Annotated in this window: 18 protein-coding genes; 17 read left to right on the top strand and 1 reads right to left on the bottom strand. The window is 29.4% G+C overall.

Annotation, left to right across the window (positions count from 1 at the left end; all coding sequences use genetic code 11):
- From F594_RS0100765 to F594_RS0100805, 9 genes are all read left to right on the top strand, one after another.
- The gene (locus tag F594_RS0100765; RefSeq protein WP_004824247.1) at nt 1–285 is read left to right on the top strand and encodes a cyclic-di-AMP receptor; all 285 of its coding nucleotides are present in this window, start codon (nt 1–3) and stop codon (nt 283–285) included.
- Nucleotides 285–1,244, top strand: a complete 960-nt coding sequence (locus F594_RS0100770; protein ID WP_009345657.1) for a DNA polymerase III subunit — start codon at nt 285–287, stop codon at nt 1,242–1,244. The genes F594_RS0100765 and F594_RS0100770 overlap by 1 nt, the downstream gene beginning before the upstream one ends.
- Complete coding sequence (locus tag F594_RS0100775) at nt 1,245–2,135, top strand: PSP1 domain-containing protein (RefSeq protein ID WP_019034210.1); 891 nt, start codon at nt 1,245–1,247, stop codon at nt 2,133–2,135.
- Nucleotides 2,136–2,137: 2 nt separating this feature from the next.
- Nucleotides 2,138–4,243: an alpha/beta hydrolase family protein gene (locus tag F594_RS0100780; protein ID WP_019034211.1), complete on the top strand. Its 2,106-nt coding sequence runs from the start codon at nt 2,138–2,140 to the stop codon at nt 4,241–4,243.
- Nucleotides 4,244–4,251: 8 nt separating this feature from the next.
- Nucleotides 4,252–5,139, top strand: coding sequence for a UDP-N-acetylmuramate dehydrogenase (murB, locus tag F594_RS0100785; protein ID WP_019034212.1), 888 nt, complete (start codon nt 4,252–4,254; stop codon nt 5,137–5,139).
- Nucleotides 5,132–6,004, top strand: coding sequence for an RNase adapter RapZ (rapZ, locus tag F594_RS0100790; protein ID WP_019034213.1), 873 nt, complete (start codon nt 5,132–5,134; stop codon nt 6,002–6,004). The genes murB and rapZ overlap by 8 nt, the downstream gene beginning before the upstream one ends.
- Nucleotides 5,989–6,948, top strand: coding sequence for a gluconeogenesis factor YvcK family protein (locus F594_RS0100795; RefSeq protein WP_019034214.1), 960 nt, complete (start codon nt 5,989–5,991; stop codon nt 6,946–6,948). Before rapZ ends, F594_RS0100795 begins: the two co-directional genes overlap by 16 nt.
- 70 nt (nt 6,949–7,018) lie before the next feature.
- Complete coding sequence (gene fni, locus F594_RS0100800; RefSeq protein ID WP_019034215.1) at nt 7,019–8,044, top strand: type 2 isopentenyl-diphosphate Delta-isomerase; 1,026 nt, start codon at nt 7,019–7,021, stop codon at nt 8,042–8,044.
- Nucleotides 8,041–8,565, top strand: coding sequence for a HutD family protein (locus F594_RS0100805; RefSeq protein WP_019034216.1), 525 nt, complete (start codon nt 8,041–8,043; stop codon nt 8,563–8,565). The genes fni and F594_RS0100805 overlap by 4 nt, the downstream gene beginning before the upstream one ends.
- 145 nt (nt 8,566–8,710) lie before the next feature.
- On the opposite strand, the gene F594_RS0100810 is transcribed toward F594_RS0100805, so the two are convergent.
- The gene (locus tag F594_RS0100810; RefSeq protein ID WP_019034217.1) at nt 8,711–9,556 is read right to left on the bottom strand and encodes a DUF2207 family protein; all 846 of its coding nucleotides are present in this window, start codon (nt 9,554–9,556) and stop codon (nt 8,711–8,713) included.
- Between the two features lie 90 nt (nt 9,557–9,646).
- Here F594_RS0100810 and rlmD point away from each other — a divergent pair, with 90 nt between their 5' ends.
- From rlmD to F594_RS0100850, 8 genes are all read left to right on the top strand, one after another.
- Nucleotides 9,647–10,972, top strand: a complete 1,326-nt coding sequence (gene rlmD, locus F594_RS0100815) for a 23S rRNA (uracil(1939)-C(5))-methyltransferase RlmD (RefSeq protein ID WP_019034218.1) — start codon at nt 9,647–9,649, stop codon at nt 10,970–10,972.
- Nucleotides 10,973–11,075: 103 nt separating this feature from the next.
- The gene (locus F594_RS0100820) at nt 11,076–11,714 is read left to right on the top strand and encodes a ScdA protein (RefSeq protein ID WP_019034219.1); all 639 of its coding nucleotides are present in this window, start codon (nt 11,076–11,078) and stop codon (nt 11,712–11,714) included.
- 10 nt (nt 11,715–11,724) lie between these two features.
- Complete coding sequence (locus F594_RS0100825) at nt 11,725–12,495, top strand: SDR family oxidoreductase (RefSeq protein WP_026302275.1); 771 nt, start codon at nt 11,725–11,727, stop codon at nt 12,493–12,495.
- Nucleotides 12,496–13,051: 556 nt separating this feature from the next.
- Nucleotides 13,052–14,401, top strand: a complete 1,350-nt coding sequence (locus tag F594_RS0100830) for a Na+/H+ antiporter NhaC family protein (RefSeq protein WP_019034221.1) — start codon at nt 13,052–13,054, stop codon at nt 14,399–14,401.
- A 66-nt stretch (nt 14,402–14,467) separates the two neighbouring features.
- Complete coding sequence (gene pyrB, locus F594_RS0100835) at nt 14,468–15,370, top strand: aspartate carbamoyltransferase (RefSeq protein WP_004824177.1); 903 nt, start codon at nt 14,468–14,470, stop codon at nt 15,368–15,370.
- A complete protein-coding gene (locus F594_RS0100840) occupies nt 15,370–15,807 on the top strand; it encodes an aspartate carbamoyltransferase regulatory subunit (protein ID WP_004824181.1) in 438 nt (145 codons plus the stop codon). Before pyrB ends, F594_RS0100840 begins: the two co-directional genes overlap by 1 nt.
- Nucleotides 15,764–16,498 carry a dihydroorotate dehydrogenase electron transfer subunit gene (locus F594_RS0100845; protein ID WP_004824199.1) on the top strand — a complete coding sequence of 245 codons (735 nt, stop codon included), beginning with the start codon at nt 15,764–15,766 and terminating at the stop codon, nt 16,496–16,498. The genes F594_RS0100840 and F594_RS0100845 overlap by 44 nt, the downstream gene beginning before the upstream one ends.
- Complete coding sequence (locus F594_RS0100850; RefSeq protein ID WP_009345684.1) at nt 16,491–17,393, top strand: dihydroorotate dehydrogenase; 903 nt, start codon at nt 16,491–16,493, stop codon at nt 17,391–17,393. Before F594_RS0100845 ends, F594_RS0100850 begins: the two co-directional genes overlap by 8 nt.
- Nucleotides 17,394–17,497 lie beyond the last annotated feature (104 nt).

Genomic DNA, 17,497 nt, shown 5'->3' on the forward strand with positions numbered 1-17,497 from the left:
ATGAAGATGATAATAGCAATAGTTCAAGATAAATTTATTGATGATCTTATTGATAGATTTTTAACTGAAGATATTTATGTAACAAGGCTTTCGTCTACTGGTGGATTTTTTAAATCAGGTAACACAACACTTCTTTTAGGCTGTAAAGATAATGAAATAAAAGCAATTGAAGATATATTCAAAGAAATAACTGAAAAAGAAGAAGTAGTTTCTGAAAAAGGTTCTTTTGAAGTTGCAGGAGCAACAATGTTTGTAGTAGATTTGGAAGAATCTAAAAGAATATAATGAAAAATGACAATTCAATTTTCTTAGAAGATAAAAATGTTTCTAGTCAACTGGATTTAGCCTTAAAAAATAAAGATTTTTCTCATGCCTATTTATTTGTTGGTCCAAAAGGAATAGGAAAATATGCACAAGCTAAAAATTTTGCCCGAGCGATTCTTTGTGGAGATAATAAAAATGATAAGTCCTTTTGCAATCTTTTATATGATTATTTTCACCCAGACTTAATTGAAGTTTCTTCGAAAGAAACTATAAAAAAAGAACAAATTGAGGAATTGATTGAAAAAGCTGGGACCAAGCCTTTTGAATCTAATAAAAAAATCATTTTAATTGATGGTTTTGATAATGTTACAATCGAAGGACAAAATGCTCTATTAAAAACTTTAGAAGAGCCTGAGGATTATCTGATAATTATTTTGGTTTCATCTAATATTAAAAATATTTTACCAACTATTAGATCTAGGGCTAGAATTTTGAAATTTCAAAATATTTCAGTTGAAAGAATTTATGATTATCTTTTAAAAACTGGCTTGTCAGAAAAAAATGCTAGGCTTTTTTCAAACTTATCTTGCGGAAGCATAAGTCTTGCAAAAAGATATAAAGAAGATGTTGAACTTTTGAAAAAAAGGGATGAGCTTATTGGGATTTTAGATAATCTTATAAGGACAGGTTCCTACTATATTTTTTCGTATTTGGATTTTTTTAAAGAAAATAAGGAAAATATAGAAGATATTTTAAATTTTTTTAGCTTGTGGTTTAGAGATTTAGCATTTATAAAAATTAATAAGAAAGAAAAGATAATTAATATAGATAAATTAAATATACTTGAGCTTGAAGATTTGACTTTGGATAGGATACTTTTTATATATAATAAAATTCTATTAACTAAAGAAAACCTATCTAAAAATATGAATTATGATCTAAGCATAGAAGCTCTACTTATGTATATAGGAGGAATGTAGATGATAGATGTAGCTGGAGTTAGATTTAAAAAAACCGGAAAAATCTATTATTTTGACCCACTTGATAGCGGAGCCTCAGTTGGTGATGATGTTATTGTAGAAACGGTTAGGGGGCTTGAATTCGGAAATGTTATCCTTTTTAGGTCTTTTGAAGATGAAGAATTTTCGACTGAATTAAAGCCTGTTATAAGAATAGCTACACAAGACGATCAAAGTAAAAATATTGATAATAGAAATAAGTCTAAAGAAGCAATTATTCTTTGTGATAAAAAAATTAAAGAGCATAATCTGGATATGAAATTGATATCCTGTGAATATACATTTGACAATTCAAAATTATTATTTTATTTCACATCTGATGGAAGGGTAGATTTTAGAGAACTGGTTAGGGATCTTGCAGCCATTTTTAAAACTAGAATTGAGTTAAGACAAATCGGCGTAAGAGATGAAGCAAAACTTGTTGGCGGTCTAGGTTGTTGTGGAAGACCAACTTGCTGCTCAACTTTTTTGTCAGAATTTTCACCAGTATCTATAAAAATGGCAAAGGACCAAAATTTATCATTAAACCCAACTAAAATATCAGGTGTGTGTGGAAGATTAATGTGTTGCTTAAAATATGAGCAAAAAGGATATGAATGCATCAATAAAATCATGCCAAAAGTTGGAGAGTTTATTATTACAGAAGATGGCAAAGCAACTGTAATTTCAACATACCCAATTCAAGAACTTATTAAGGCTTCTTTAATTGTTAATGACGAAACTGTAGTTTCTTATTTTGATGTTAAGGATATAAAAAGAACAGGTAAATTTAATAGAGATTTCTTAGATGTGACGGCAGAAAATAAAGAAACTTATGATGAAAAGGAATTGTCTGAACTGGAAAAAGAGTAACAATGAAAATAGAAAATATTATTTTGAAAATTTACAACAAAGTAAAAGATTTATTTAGGAGTAATTTTGGTAGCACAAAGGGAGCAGAAAGAATTTTAAAAATTTTTATCTCCCTTTTTTACGCCACTGACCATTATTCTTACCTTACAGATTTTAAGGTTCCAACAATAATATCTATAATTATTTTTGCTTTTATTATTTATTTAATTTTAAGCATTATAAGTTTTTTGGGCAAATATCTGATTATTTTATTGCAAAGAACAAAACCCATAAATTTAACGGTTTATATATTATTATTCATAGGGGGCAAATATTTTTTAGATAATTCTTTAAACCTATACTTGAAAGATTGGCAAAGTTACCTATTATTATTTTGTGCCTGTGCAATATTAATAATTTTTGCAAAATCCTTTATATCTTTATTTAAAAACAAGAGAAATCTCGCTCTTATCTTTTTCTTGCCATCATTTTGCCTTGTATTTTTAGGCATATATTTTTATAGCTTTCCTGGTTTTCAAAGGAGTGCTTTAAAGCTAGCTGAATTTAAAAAGGACAAAGTTGTAGAAAGAGCAACAGCTTATGAAAGTAAAGAGATTTTTTATAAGGGTCCAGAGGTATCTTTAAATTCCTATGTTTCCTATGGCGGACTTACAAAAAAAGTGAGAGATTTTTATTTTAAGAAAAAATTAAATCAAGTTGAAGTCAAAGGAAAAGTTTATCTGCCAAAAAATCAAAAAGAAGCCCCTCTTTTATTTGTTGTTCACGGAAATCATAGAATGACAACAAAAAACTATCTAGGCTATGATTATTTAGGCAAATATTTATCTCAAAGAGGTGTGGCTGTTGTATCAGTTGACATGAACATGCTAAACAGTTTTTATAAATATTCCCTAAAAAACGAAAATGATGCAAGGGCTGTTCTTTTGTTAGAAAATATAAAATATCTTTTAAGCGAAAATAGAAATGAAAATTCAAAATTTTATAAGGCTTTTGACAGTGAAAATATTGCCCTAATGGGACATTCTCGTGGTGGAGAAGCAATTTGTATAGCAAATAATTTTAACAAACTAAATAAAAATCCCGATAATGGTAATATAAGATTTAATTATGGTTTTAATATAAAGGGTTTAATTGCAGTTGCACCTACCTTTGGTCAATATGAGCCATGTGATAGAGAATTGAAACTTTGGGATGTAAACTATTTAACAATTGCTGGCACCAATGACTGTGATGTTACAAGTTTTGAAGGTCAGATGCAATATGATAATATAGGATTTTCTCCAAACTCAGATAAATTCAAAACAGCTGTTTATGTTGGCTATGCAAATCACGGAAATTTTAATTCCTTGTGGGGAGATTTTGATTTACAACCCCCAGAAGGACTAGATATAAACAGAAAAGAACTTCTAAACCAATTGAGTCAAAAAAGAATATTATCAATTTACACCTATAATTTTTTGGAGAATATTTTTGGCAAATCTTTCAACAGGGACTTATTCAAATATGGTCCTTATAATTACAAAGATTTTCCAAAGACAACTTATTATTCAAGATATAAAGATTCGACCTATGAAAATATTTGTGATTTTGAAGAAGATACAAACCTTCAAAGTGCATCGACTTTTGGAGATTATATAGATTTTTCAAATTTTTCTGATATTTACGAAGGAGCAAATTCCTATGGAGAAGATAAAGGCAAAAACAATTGTGTATTTTTATCTACAAATGATAAGTCAAGATACCAAATTTTCTTGAGAAACATTCCTCAAAAAAGACAGTTTTTGGTCTTCGATCTGGAAAATTTTGAAGAAATTAATGATTATGATGGTTTTAAAATAAAGATTTCTGATATGGTTGGAGAAAGTGCGAGCCTTAATATTAAAGATTATTTTCCAGCTTACCCACCTACAAAAGTTTATCTTTATAAAAGCGATCATGTTTTTGATGATTATAAAAATTATTCAGCTCCCATATCTTTAAGGATTGATCTTGAAGATTTTAAAAATAATAATCCTCTTATTAATTTAGAGGAGATATCTAATATAGAATTTGATTTTGATAAAAGCATAGGTCAGATTTCTTTAGATAATATAGGTTTTGCCAATTAGGAGGAAAAATGAAATATAATTTTGATAAGAACTTAGGAGAATTTTTAGAAAATGAACCTATGAAAAATCATACTTCCTTTAAAGTAGGAGGTCCATGTGAACTTTTTGTAAGACCTAAAGATGAAAAGTCCTTGATAGAAATTTTAAAGATAATTAGAAAAAACAATTACAATTTTTATATTCTTGGTAACGCAACAAATGTTATCGTTAAGGACCAAGGCTATAAAGGAATAATTATTTCTATTAAAAATAGATTAAAAGATGTGAAGGTTGATGGTTTAAAAATCACGGCAGGAGCAGGACTTTCTTTAAAAGAACTTTCTCAAACAGCTTATGAAAATTCCTTGAGCGGTATAGAATTTGCAAACGGCATACCAGGCACAGTGGGAGGAGCAATGACTATGAATGCTGGAGCCTATGACGGAGAAATGAAAAATGTTGTTGAATCAGTAAGATTTATTGATAACCTTGGAAATATAAGAGAATATTCAAATGAAGAAATGGATTTTTCTTACAGACATTCTAAGGTTGGTGATGAAAATTTAATTGTACTTTCAGCAACTTTTGTCTTAGAAAAAGGCGACAAGGAAAAAATTAGAGAAAAGTTCCAAGAATTTGATAGAAGAAGAAGTGAAAAACAACCTTTAGACTTGCCATCAGCAGGTTCTACCTTTAAAAGACCAGAAGGTTATTTTGCAGGTAAATTAATTGATGATTCGGGACTTAGAGGTTTTAGACATAATGGAGCAGGAGTTTCTCAAAAGCACTGCGGTTTTGTTGTTAATTATGATAATGCAAGCGCAAGTGATGTTTTAGAAACTATAGAAATTGTTCAAAAAGTTGTTTACGATAAGTTTTCCGTAAAACTAGAAAGGGAAGTAAAGATAATTGGATAACAAAATTGAAGTTATAATTCTCACAGGAATGAGCGGTTCAGGGAAAAGTAAGGCACTTGATACCTTGGAAGATTTAGGATATTATTGCATAGATAATTTGCCACCGGAACTTCTTCCCAAATTTTGCCAAATGGCGACTCAATCAAAATCTGTAGATAAAATTGCAGCAGTTATGGATTTAAGAAGTGGAGAATTTTTTGAAAGTCTATTCTCTTCTATTGAAGAACTCAAGAATCTAAATATTTCATATAAAATAATTTTTTTAGAAGCTTCACAAGACGCAATAATTGCCAGATACAAAGAAGGCAGACGTCCTCACCCCCTAAACCCTTCAATAATTGAAGGCTACAAGATGGAAAAAGAAAATTTAGGGGAAATTAGGAAAAAATCTAATTATATTATTGATACCACTCTTTTTTCTGCAAAGGATTTAAAAAAATATTTAATTGAAGTTTTAACTAATAATGAAGAAACTGAAATAACTATCCAAATTACAAGCTTTGGCTATAAAAATAATATATTAAAGGATGCTGATTTAGTTTTTGATGTTAGATTTTTACCAAACCCATATTATATTAAAGAATTACAAGATAAAGATGGTTTAAGTAAAGAAACTCGAGATTATGTATTAAAGTGGGATGTAAGCCAAACTTTTATAGATAAGGTTATTGATCTTTTAAAATTTTTAATTCCCAACTATATAAAAGAAGGAAAAAGCGTATTAAATATTGGTTTTGGATGTACGGGAGGATTTCACAGATCAGTTGTAATTGCAGAAGAAGTTGCAAGAATTTTAAAGAAGGATTACAAAAGCCTTTATGTTTCTCACAGAGATAGAAAGAAAAAATTATGGATAAAAGAATAAGCATAATAGGAGGAGGTACAGGAATCTCCACAATATTAAAAGGTCTAAAATCTTATACCACAGACATAAATGCAATTGTAACAATGTCTGATGACGGAGGTGGCTCAGGACTTCTCAGAAAAGATTTAAAAATGCTTCCTCCAGGAGATGTCAGAAATTGTCTTTTAGCTCTTTCAAATGCGACCCCATCTTTAGAAGTTTTATTGAAATATAGATTCAAGGGCGGAAGTTTAGACGGACAGAATGTAGGCAATATTATAATTGCAGCATTAAATGATATTTACGGTTCTTTTGATAAGGCATTAAATGAAATGTCTAAGGCATTTAATATAACAGGGCGGGTTATACCTGTAACATTAGAAGACACTCATCTTGTAGGAGAACTTTCTACAGGGGATAAAATTGTGGGAGAGTCAATTATTCCTAAAATGGCATATAAATTAGGTGGAAAAATTTTAAAAATTTCTATGCTTCCTCGTATACCAAAAGCCAACAAAGAAGCTATAAATGCCATTGAAAATTCAGATATATTAATAATTGGACCAGGTTCTTTATACACATCTGTAATTCCAAATTTGATTATAAAAGGAATAATTTGTGCCATAAAAAAGTCAAAAGCAAAAAAAATTTACATAGCTAATATTATGACTCAAAGAGGAGAAACTTTAAAATATAGCCTTAAGGACCATATAGAAGCTATAGAAGAACATTCTTATAAGGGGATTTTTGATATTGCAATAGTTAATAACAATAAAAAACCTAAAGATATTTTTAATTCATATTATTCATTCGAAGAAACTTGCCCAATTTATGCAAATGATGAGGATAAAAAATTTTTAAAAGAAAGATCAATTAGATTGATTGAGGGCGATTTGATATATATTGAAAATAAATTGATTAGGCATAATTTTGAAAATTTAGCCGATATAATCTGTAGGCTTTAGTATTTGTAATTATTGTAAAATTTTTATAAAAATGTTATTATTTTATTACAATAGGTGAGGGGTGAAAAAGATGAGGAAATTTAGGAAAAGGGAGCATATTGAAAATTACTTGCGTTCAACTTATGTGGGAAATCCATTATTTGATGATATGTTCTTATACCATAATTCGTTACCTGAAGTTGACTTTTCAGAAATAAACACATCTACTGTTTTTTTGAATAAAAAAGTAAATTTTCCTTTGATGATTAATGCGATGACAGGTGGCAGTGACTTTGCTGAAGATATAAATAGACAACTGGCACAAGTCGCAAATGAATTTAATATTCCTATAGCTGTAGGTTCTCAAACTATTGCTTTGGAAGATCCGGATACTGTTGAATCTTTTTCAGTAGTTAGAGAAATAGTAGAAAAAGGAATAGTAATCGGAAATTTAAGTGCTAGAACTAGCCTTGAAGATGCAAAAAAGGCAATAGATATTATAAGAGCCGACAGTTTACAACTGCATTTAAATCCTGCACAAGAACTAGCAATGTCTGAAGGCGAAAGAGAATTTAAAAATATTTTAAAAAATATTGAAGAGCTAGTAAATGGTCTAGATGTACCTATAATAGTAAAAGAAGTTGGATTTGGATTAAGCTCTGATGTTGTGAAAAGGCTTTACGATATTGGGGTTAGAGATGTTGATGTTTCCGGTTTTGGCGGCACAAACTTTTTTGAAATTGAAAATTTAAGGACACCTGATTCTGATCTATCAGAACTTTATGGTTGGGGAATTCCGACAGCCCTTGCAATTATCGAAGCTAAAAGCTTAGGTCTAGACGATTTGACAATTATCGGTTCAGGCGGTATTAAAAATTCTGAACAACTTATAAAAAGCATAGTGGCAGGAGCAGATATGACTGCTATTTCTGGAGAAATTCTTTCCTATTTAGTTCATGGTGGGGTTGAATATACCTTAAAATATCTTGGAAATTTAATTTACAAATCAAAAATGATAATGCTTTTATTAGGAGCAAAAGATATAAAAGATCTTCGCAATGTAAAATATAAGGTAAAGGGAGAGCTTAGAGATCTTTTGGAAAATTTTAAATCATGAAATTAATTAAGAGTGAAAATTTTATTGATTCTAAATGGGCAGGTGGAGTAACTTCTGAAATCTTCATATATCCTGAAAATGCAAAAGTTTCAGAAAAAAATTTTGACTTTAGAATTTCTACAGCAACTTGTAATTTAGAAAAATCCAATTACACAGCTTATGATGGCTTCTTAAGATATATATGCCCTTTGGATAATACAATGAATATAACTACATCTGATTGCAAATTTTCTTTAAAACCTATGGAAGTTATGTTTTTTCATGGTAATGACAATACTTATTCTTCAGGTGATGTTAGGGATTTTAATCTTATTTACAGAGAAGACTTAAAAGCCCAAATGTATTCATTAAATATTAAAGATTTAAAATATAAATTTAAAGGAAAATCTATAATTTTTAATTACGATTCTCTTTTAACATATAATGAAAAAATATTTCCAAAATTTTCAGCTTTATATATTGAAGATGAAGAAGTTGAAATCAAGGGTTGTGGCAAAATAATAATATGTCAGATATTATAAAATACTAGGGATCACCTGGTATTTTTTATTTAGTAAGTATAACATCAATATCTATTTAAAAGTATGAATAAAGACCAGTAAAAATTTTATAAATAAAAATAAAAATACATTGACATAATCTGTATAGCCAATGTATTTTTTATATCTAAAAACCGATTTTTCCAACTAAAGAATCTTTTAATATTTCTATAAAGCTAATATATTTATCAATATTTATATCCTTATCCCTTATTTTTTCTAAGTCCATGGCAAATGCAAGGGCATAGTAAATATCATCACCGTGAAAATTATCTTTTTCATTCAATTCTTTTTCAAAATCCCTATAATATTTATAAGTTGCCATGCCGGCGGGAGGATTTTGCCCCAAAAGTTTTAAACTACTCAGAAGTAAAACAAAACCAAAAAAGATCAGGACATAAGCAGGATATAAGCCCTTATTGGCAAGCACCGCACCCACAAGTACATCAACAAGAGCCATAAATACATAGATGAAGAATTTTTTTCTATCTATAGCCTTATAAAGCAAATTTAATTCATAAGCATTTTCTTCCAAAATATCCAAATAAGAGGAAAATTTTTGGTTGAAGCCTATACCTTCTTTAATCCTTAAATTATTTATTTTTCTTGTAGAGATATTTTCATCAAGAGAAAAAATCAAATCATATAAAAATTTTTCTTCTTTATCCAAATTATTTGAATTATCTGCATATATATTATAGTTTATTCTTTCTTTACCCCTACTATTAATATAATCATTCCTATCTATTTTTATATTTCCATTTTCTATAAATTTAATAAGACTAGAAATAATAAAGTCGGGTGCAGAGTTTTTGCCTTTGATTAAAAATCCTGCCATATAATAAGGTAATTTAAGAGGATCTTTAATTTCTGATTTTTCATTTCTTGGAAAAATTAAAAATAAATAGATACTTATAATTAAAAATAAAGCATTAATAATAAAAATAATCCCATTACTTAACGGAGAACACATATCATCACCTGCTTATATTATACTATATTAAATAAACAAATTTGCATAATAAATTTTTCTATATTAAAATTATCTAGAAAGTGGAGGAATATGAAAAATATAATACTTGAAGGAATAATTAAAGATGGGACTTTTCCCAATAGAAATACAGTAACTTGTCAAGAAAAGGACTACAAAATTAAGGGTGGAATTATAGGCTCTGAAGTAAGATTTAAGCCATCTAGAAGAAAAAAAGGAAAATTAATAGAAACTATAAAAAAATCTTCTTGGGAAAATATCAAACCTTGCCCTCATACTGATTGTGGAGGATGCACCTATGACGGCTTTTCTTATGACAAAGAAATTGAATATAAAGAAAAACTTCTAAATAATCTTTTGCATGAGGAGTTAAATCTAGACAATGTTAAAATTTATTCTGCTGGAATTTTTGAAAATTATAGGAATAAAATGGAATTTACCTTTGGAGATACTTACAAGGGTAGCCCCTTAGCCCTAGGCTTGCACAAAAAAAATAGATTTTATGAAATTGAAAACACGAATAATTGCCGCATTGCCCACGAAGATTTCAATATTATTAGGGAAAAGACAAGGGATTTTTTCAAAGATAAAGCATTTTTTAACAGAAGAAGCCATGAGGGAACCCTAAGACATTTAGCTATAAGAAGGACAAATTATGGGGAAATTTTAGTCAATATAGTTACAACAAAAGACAATGATTTAGACTTAAAATCTTATGTTGATGAACTTTTATCTCTCAAATTAGAGGCGCAAATAAAAGGTATATGCCATACAATTAATGACTCACAAGGTGATGCTATTATAAAGGAAGATTTCCACATCTTATATGGAAGAGATTATGTTATAGAGGAACTTTTAGGTTTGAAATTTAAAATAGGAACTTTTTCATTTTTTCAAACCAATACCTACTCTGCTGCATATTTATACCAACTGGCATTTGATATGATTGATAATTTACAAGGCAAAAAAGTTTTAGACCTTTATTGCGGAACGGGAACTATAAGCCAAGTATTTGCCAAAAAAGCAGAATCTGTTTTGGGAGTAGAAATTGTAGAAGAAGCGGTGAATGCAGCAAGAGAAAATGCCCAATATAATAATATTTCCAATGTAGATTTTATAGCTGGAGATGTGGCAAAAGTTGTTAATGATTTAGACATTAAAGCAGATATAATAATTCTTGATCCCCCAAGGGTAGGAATAAATAACCCCAAAGCATTAGATAAAATTATAGATTTTTCACCAGAAGAATTTTTATATATATCCTGTAACCCTATAAGCTATGTTAAGGATGTCAAAAGATTTATTGAGAGAGGATATAAATTAAAAAAAATTGTGGGGCTCGACCAGTTTCCTAGAACTGTAAATTTAGAATTAATATCTCTTTTAGAAAAAGACTAAAATTTCATATGTTATATAGCAAATTTGTAGAAACTTATAAATAATTATATTTACTTTTATTGGGTATAAATTCATAAGTATAAAATAAATAAAAGGTGATAATATGATACAAAGAGCTATGACAGTAGAAGATGCGGTGATGACAGACTCTAGAGTTTTGCAAAAACTAAATAACTTAGGGATCAATTATGATTTTGTTGCAGCAGAAAAATTGGAAGTTGTTTTAAAAGAAAATGGAATTGACTTTGATTTTTTTGTAAAACAAATAGAAGGGGAGCAAGACTTTGAAGGTATTGAACAAATTAAGACTTGGTCTAAGAAAGAAATTATAAAATATATAATAAGAGAAATTCATACCTTTGAAATAAATTTGATAGAAAAACTAGACAAAGAATTAAGAGAACTGATACACGACCATTATTTAGAAAATGGAGAGCAACTATTTACAATTTATGAAACATTATTGTTAATAAAAGCTGAACTTGTTCATCATTTCTCTAAGGAAGAAATAGAATTTGAAGAATTTTTATCAGATGATAATGTGGATTTTTCTTCTCTAATAGCAGAACACGAAAAAACGATAGGGCTTTTTGACAGAATAAAATACTTATCTCATGATTTTTCACTAAAAGCAAATTATGAAAAAATAAAAGATGTCAACGAAGACTTGTTTAAACTTGATAACGATATGAGAAGACATATTTATATAGAAAATGAATTTTTGTTTAAAAACCAAGAATAAAGGAGGAGCTATGGCATTTTCAGTAAAAGGTAAAAATGTATTATTAACAGGCGGAGCTAAAGGCATAGGTAAAGGTATTGCAGAAGTTTTCTTAAAAGAAGGAGCAAATCTTGTCTTTACAGGAAGAAATGTAGAAGTAGCAAAAGAGGCCGAAAAAGAATTTAAAAAAATTAACGAAAAAGTAAAATTTATAAGAGCCGATGTATCTTCAGAAGAAGACACCGTAAAACTTTTTAAAGAAGCCAATGAATTCTTAGGCTCAATTGATATAGTAATTTTAAATGCAGGCTACTATCCACAAAATAGAATCAGCCAAATGAAGTTATCTGATTGGGAAAAAGTTACTGACATAAATCTCAAGGGAGTATTTTTAAACACAAGAGAAGCAATGAAATACTTAAAAAGCGGCTCTCATATAGTTATAACATCTTCCATCACAGGCAATAGAGTTGGAAATCCAGGACTTTCTCATTACAGCGCATCAAAAGCTGGTGTAAACGGATTTATGAGAACAGCCGCCCTTGAACTTTCAACTTTAGGCATAAATATAAATGCAGTTGAACCAGGAAACATTATGACACCAGGCATGGAAGGAGTCTTGGGAGAAAAATATATTAAAGACCAAGAAGCAATAATTCCACTTGGAAAGCTTGGCTCATCAGAAGATATTGCATACGCAGTCTTATTTTTAGCATCAGATGAAGCAAAATATATAACAGGTCAATCGATTGTAGTAGACGGAGGACAAATCCTACCAGAATCAGCAATGGATCTTCATTAAAATAAAAAAGCTCTTATATGAGGAAATTGTCTTAAAAAATAAAGACATTTAAAAAATATGGCAAAAATTATATTGTAACATTTTGAAATAGGTCTATAAGAATATCATATTCATGAAGGTGGATATTTCAAATTAAATCACAATTAATATTTTAAAAATATCTGTTAGAGATTTACTCCACAACAGATATTATAGAGCCTAAATTATTTATACATGGTTAGGGATGCAAATCTTTAACCATATATTTTTATATTAAAATACAATATAATTTTCAATCTAAAATAATGAAATAAATCTATTATAATTTTATTTAACTTATTATAAATAATTGTAGAATTATTTATAATATCAACCTTACATAGAAAGTATGTATTAGTCTTTTAATTATTACAGAAATTAACTACGTATCAATGTCACTAACTTTATTAGATTTAAAACTTTTACCGTCAAAAACAATGTTTTTCTTTAATATTTTAATTTATAAGTCATTTGTGTTATTAAATTTATTACCACTTATTGTGATATAATTATATTTGTTATAGGAAGGGTGTTTTTAATGATAAAGAAAAGTAAGGGGAATTTTATAAGTCTTTTGCCTTTTTTAATTTTTATTTTTTCTTATTTGGGCATAGGCTTATTTTTTGTAATAAATGGTAAAAATGATGGATTTTATATGTTTAAATCTCCAATAGCTGTAATAATTGGTATTATTTTTGCTTTTATTTTAATTAGTGGAGATTATTACGAAAAAATATCTATTTTTTTAAAGGGCTGTGGCGATGAAAATATTATTTTAATGTGTATGATCTACCTTTTGGCTGGAGCTTTTTCTAATGTTTCAAGTAAAATGGGTGGTGTTGAGGCCACAGTTAATTTGGGGATAAATCTCATCCCTGCGTCTTTAATAAGTCTTGGTGTTTTTTTGATTGCTTGTTTTATTTCTTTATCAACAGGGACAAGTGTAGGGACTATTGTGGCGCTTGGACCAATAGCTGTTGGTTTTGCAGAAAAATCGTCTATTAGCCTTGCTCTTATAATCGGAACTTTGATAAGTGGGGCAATGTTTGGTGATAATTTATCTGTTATTTCTGATACTACTATTGCTGCCACTAGAACTCAGGGTGTTAATATGAGGGATAAGTTTAAAACAAATCTTGCTATTTCTCTTCCGGCAATGGCTGTTACTGTGGTTTTGCTTTTAATTTTTGCAAGGCCTGATAAAAATCTTATTATTGAAAAAGAAGCTTTTAATTTTATTAAGGTTTTGCCCTATATTTTTGTACTTATTACAGCTATAAGCGGGGTAAATGTATTTATCGTTCTAACTTGCGGTATAATTTTTTCTGGTATTATTGGAATTATTTATGGAGATTTTTCTCTTTTAACTTTTACAAATCATATCTACGATGGTTTTACTTCTATGTTTGAAATTTTTCTTTTGTCTATGCTAACAGGTGGTCTGGCAAGCCTTGTTAAGTATGGTGGAGGCTTGGATTATCTTATTTCAAAGGTTAAATCTTTTATTAAATCCTCTAAGTCTGCGGAGTTTGGTATAGGTCTTATCACGCTTTTGACTGATGCTGCGACTGCTAATAATACAGTGGCAATTATTGTTGTTGGTCCAGTTGTAAGACAGATTTCAGAAAAATATAAGGTAGACCCTAGAAGGTCTGCATCTTTAATGGATATTTTTTCGGCTGTAATGCAAGGGTTTATTCCTTATGGGGCTCAAGTTTTGATGGCTGTTTCCTATGCTGGAGGAAAAATTAATGTATTTTCTATTATGCCTTATCTGTGGTATCAGTTTGCACTTTTATTCTTTGCAATACTTTCTATTTTTATACCTTATGCAAATTCCTATATAAATAATTATCCCTGGGATTTTGAGAAGTGGGACATTCAATAAATATTAAATTCTATCTTTACAAAGTCCTTTTTTTAAAGTAATATATTTAAGAATAAAGGAGGGCTTATGAGACATTTAATAGAACCTTTAGATTTAACAACAGATGAATTTGAGTTTATTTTTAGACTGGCTGATGATATTATTTTAGACCCTAGTAAATATTTAGATAGGGCAAAGGGTAAATTGTTGGCAAGTCTTTTTTTTGAACCATCTACAAGAACAAGGTTATCTTTTGAAACAGCTATGTTAAGAATTGGCGGAGGCGTTATTGGTTTTTCTGATTCAAAAGTAACTTCAACGACAAAGGGAGAAACTCTTATAGATACTATTAAAACTGTAGAAAATTATGCAGATATTTGTGCCATGAGGCATTTTAAAGAAGGTGCTGCTACACTTGCTAGTAAAGTTTCGACAAAGATGCCAATAATTAATGCTGGTGATGGTGGTCATTTTCATCCCACACAAACTTTGGCTGATCTTTTAACTATAAGACATCACAAAGGCTCATTTTCAAATTTAAATATTGGTTTTTGCGGAGACTTGAAATTTGGTAGGACAATTCACTCTTTAGTGCGTGCTTTGAACAGATATGAAGATGTGAATTTTACTTTTATTTCCCCTAAGGAATTAAAGATGCCCGACCAATTCAAGTCTTTTTTAAAATCTTATGATGAAACAGATTCTTTGACAGATGCTTTGCCAGATCTTGATATTTTATATATGTCAAGAGTTCAACAGGAAAGATTTGTTTCTTCTGATGAATATGAAAGATTAAAGGACTTCTATATTTTGACACCAGAAAAACTGAAAAGATCTAAGGACGATATGTGCATACTTCATCCTATGCCTAGAGTTAATGAAATTTCTGTTGAAGTTGATAAGGATCCAAGGGCTTGTTATTTTGAGCAAATGAAGTTTGGTATGTATGGCAGGATGGCGCTAATTTTATTCTTATTGGAGTTGGTATAATGATTAATGTTTCAAAAATAAAAAAGGGTATAGTTTTAGACCATATTAATAGGGGGGAAGCCTTTAAGATTTATAAGGCTTTGAAATTAAATAAAATTGAAGATACAGTTGTTTTAATGCAAAATATCCCTTCAAGCTCAATGGGCAAGAAGGATTTAATAAAAATAGAAACAGATTTTGACTTAGATTTCACAGTTTTAGGTCTTATTGCACCGGATATTACTGTAAATTATATTGAAGATGGAAAGAGAATTAAAAAATTCACAATGGAACTTCCTAAGGCTGTTGAAGGTGTATTAAAATGTCACAATCCACGTTGCGTATCAAATTCTGAAAGAGTGATTCCTGGTCAGGTATTTTATCTTTACAATAAGGAAAAAAGGGAGTTTAGGTGTGAATACTGCGACACAATTTGCACCTATGAAGAAGATGAATAAGGTTATAGATAATATTAAAATAACGGATAATTTTTATCTATTAAAAACTGATGGGGTAAAAAATACAAGACCTGGACAATTTTTTATGTTAAGAGCCTGGGATAAATATCCAGTTTTATCAAGGCCCATTTCTATCTTTAATGTTGGAGAGCATTTGGAGTTTTTGTATCAAGTCGTGGGTAAGGGTACAGAAATTTTAAAAAATTTAAAAAAAGGCTCACCTATAAATGTTTATGGTCCTTATGGAAATGGTTTTGATATAAATGTGGATAGTTTGGCAATGGTTGGCGGCGGAGTAGGAGTCGCACCTTTTTACTATCTTTCAAAAAAGATTTTAGAAAAAAATAAAGATGCAAAATTACGCCTATACCTTGGAGAAAGAGAAGGACAAAATTTAGAAAGTCTATTTTCAGATTTACCTATAGATATTAAGGTTAAAAAAGGTGGCTTTGTTACAGATATAATTGATTTTGATAAGCATAAGCTTTATTATGCCTGCGGACCAGAAATTATGATGAAAAAAACTCATGAACTTTGTCGGGCAAATAATAAAAATTCTTATATATCTTTAGATTTAAGAATGGGCTGCGGACTTGGTGCTTGTCTTTCATGTTCAGTTGATACAAAAAATGGCAGAAAAAGGTCTTGCAAAGATGGACCAGTATTTATGGGAAGTGATATTTATGAATAGGATGGAAGTTGAACTTTGTAATATTAAGCTTAAAAATCCCCTTATCACTGCTTCTGGAACCTTTGGTTTTGGAGAAGAATTTATTGATTATTATGACACGAAAATTTTAGGTGGAATTGTTTCTAAAGGAATCACAAGAATTGCTAAGGATGGAAATAAAGGAGTAAGAATTTGGGAATCACCTTCAGGAATTTTAAATTCAATAGGTTTGGAAAATCCTGGAGTGGAAAAATTTTGCACAGATTACTTTCCTAAAATGAAAAAATTAGGAAGCGAAATTTTTGTAAATTTAGGTGGAAATACTCTCGATGAATATGTTGAAGGTGCAGAAATTCTTGAAGATTTAGATTTTAATTTTTTAGAATTAAATGTATCTTGTCCAAATGTGTCAAAGGGAGGGATGGCTTTCGGATTGGAAGCTGGGCCACTCTTTGAGGTGGTTAAAAATGTCAGAAAAGTTACTAAGAAAAAATTGATTGTAAAATTATCTCCTAATGCAAGAGATATGGTTGAAGTAGCAAGAGCCTGTCAAGAAGCTGGGGCAGATGGAGTTTCTTTAATTAATACTATTTTAGGCATGGCAATTGATTTTGATAAAAGAAAAAATGTTTTTAATAATGATTATGCAGGGCTTTCGGGCCCATGTGTCAAGCCAATAGCTCTAAGAATGGTTCATCAGATTTCAAGAGCAATTGATATTCCAATAGTTGCTATGGGAGGAGTTACATCTTATAAGGATGTATTGGAATTTTTGATGGTTGGTGCTAGTGCAGTTGAAGTTGGAACCTATAATTTTATGAACCCTTATGGTCCAAAAGAAATTATTGAAGATCTGGAGAAATATTTAGATGAAAAAAATGAGTTTGTTAAAGATTTTATAGGTTTAATAAAATAAATGGGGATTTAGTTTACTAAATCCTCTTTTTTATTAAATAAAATTTATTTTTTTTACATAGAAATAAATAAATAGAATTTCTCTGGGTAAAATAAAATTAGATA

Source organism: Peptoniphilus lacrimalis DSM 7455, from assembly GCF_000378725.1.
Taxonomy (GTDB): Bacteria; Bacillota; Clostridia; order Tissierellales; family Peptoniphilaceae; genus Peptoniphilus_A; species Peptoniphilus_A lacrimalis.

Coding starts and splice junctions, on each gene's coding strand:
- F594_RS0100770 (WP_009345657.1), top strand. CDS start 285: ATGAAAAATGACAATTCAATTTTCTTAGAAGATAAAAATGTTTCTAGT.
- F594_RS0100780 (WP_019034211.1), top strand. CDS start 2,138: ATGAAAATAGAAAATATTATTTTGAAAATTTACAACAAAGTAAAAGAT.
- F594_RS0100820 (WP_019034219.1), top strand. CDS start 11,076: ATGATACAAAGAGCTATGACAGTAGAAGATGCGGTGATGACAGACTCT.
- F594_RS0100775 (WP_019034210.1), top strand. CDS start 1,245: ATGATAGATGTAGCTGGAGTTAGATTTAAAAAAACCGGAAAAATCTAT.
- murB (WP_019034212.1), top strand. CDS start 4,252: ATGAAATATAATTTTGATAAGAACTTAGGAGAATTTTTAGAAAATGAA.
- rlmD (WP_019034218.1), top strand. CDS start 9,647: ATGAAAAATATAATACTTGAAGGAATAATTAAAGATGGGACTTTTCCC.
- F594_RS0100840 (WP_004824181.1), top strand. CDS start 15,370: ATGATTAATGTTTCAAAAATAAAAAAGGGTATAGTTTTAGACCATATT.
- F594_RS0100805 (WP_019034216.1), top strand. CDS start 8,041: ATGAAATTAATTAAGAGTGAAAATTTTATTGATTCTAAATGGGCAGGT.
- F594_RS0100825 (WP_026302275.1), top strand. CDS start 11,725: ATGGCATTTTCAGTAAAAGGTAAAAATGTATTATTAACAGGCGGAGCT.
- F594_RS0100765 (WP_004824247.1), top strand. CDS start 1: ATGAAGATGATAATAGCAATAGTTCAAGATAAATTTATTGATGATCTT.
- pyrB (WP_004824177.1), top strand. CDS start 14,468: ATGAGACATTTAATAGAACCTTTAGATTTAACAACAGATGAATTTGAG.
- F594_RS0100850 (WP_009345684.1), top strand. CDS start 16,491: ATGAATAGGATGGAAGTTGAACTTTGTAATATTAAGCTTAAAAATCCC.
- F594_RS0100810 (WP_019034217.1), bottom strand. CDS start 9,556: ATGTGTTCTCCGTTAAGTAATGGGATTATTTTTATTATTAATGCTTTA.
- F594_RS0100795 (WP_019034214.1), top strand. CDS start 5,989: ATGGATAAAAGAATAAGCATAATAGGAGGAGGTACAGGAATCTCCACA.
- F594_RS0100830 (WP_019034221.1), top strand. CDS start 13,052: ATGATAAAGAAAAGTAAGGGGAATTTTATAAGTCTTTTGCCTTTTTTA.
- fni (WP_019034215.1), top strand. CDS start 7,019: ATGAGGAAATTTAGGAAAAGGGAGCATATTGAAAATTACTTGCGTTCA.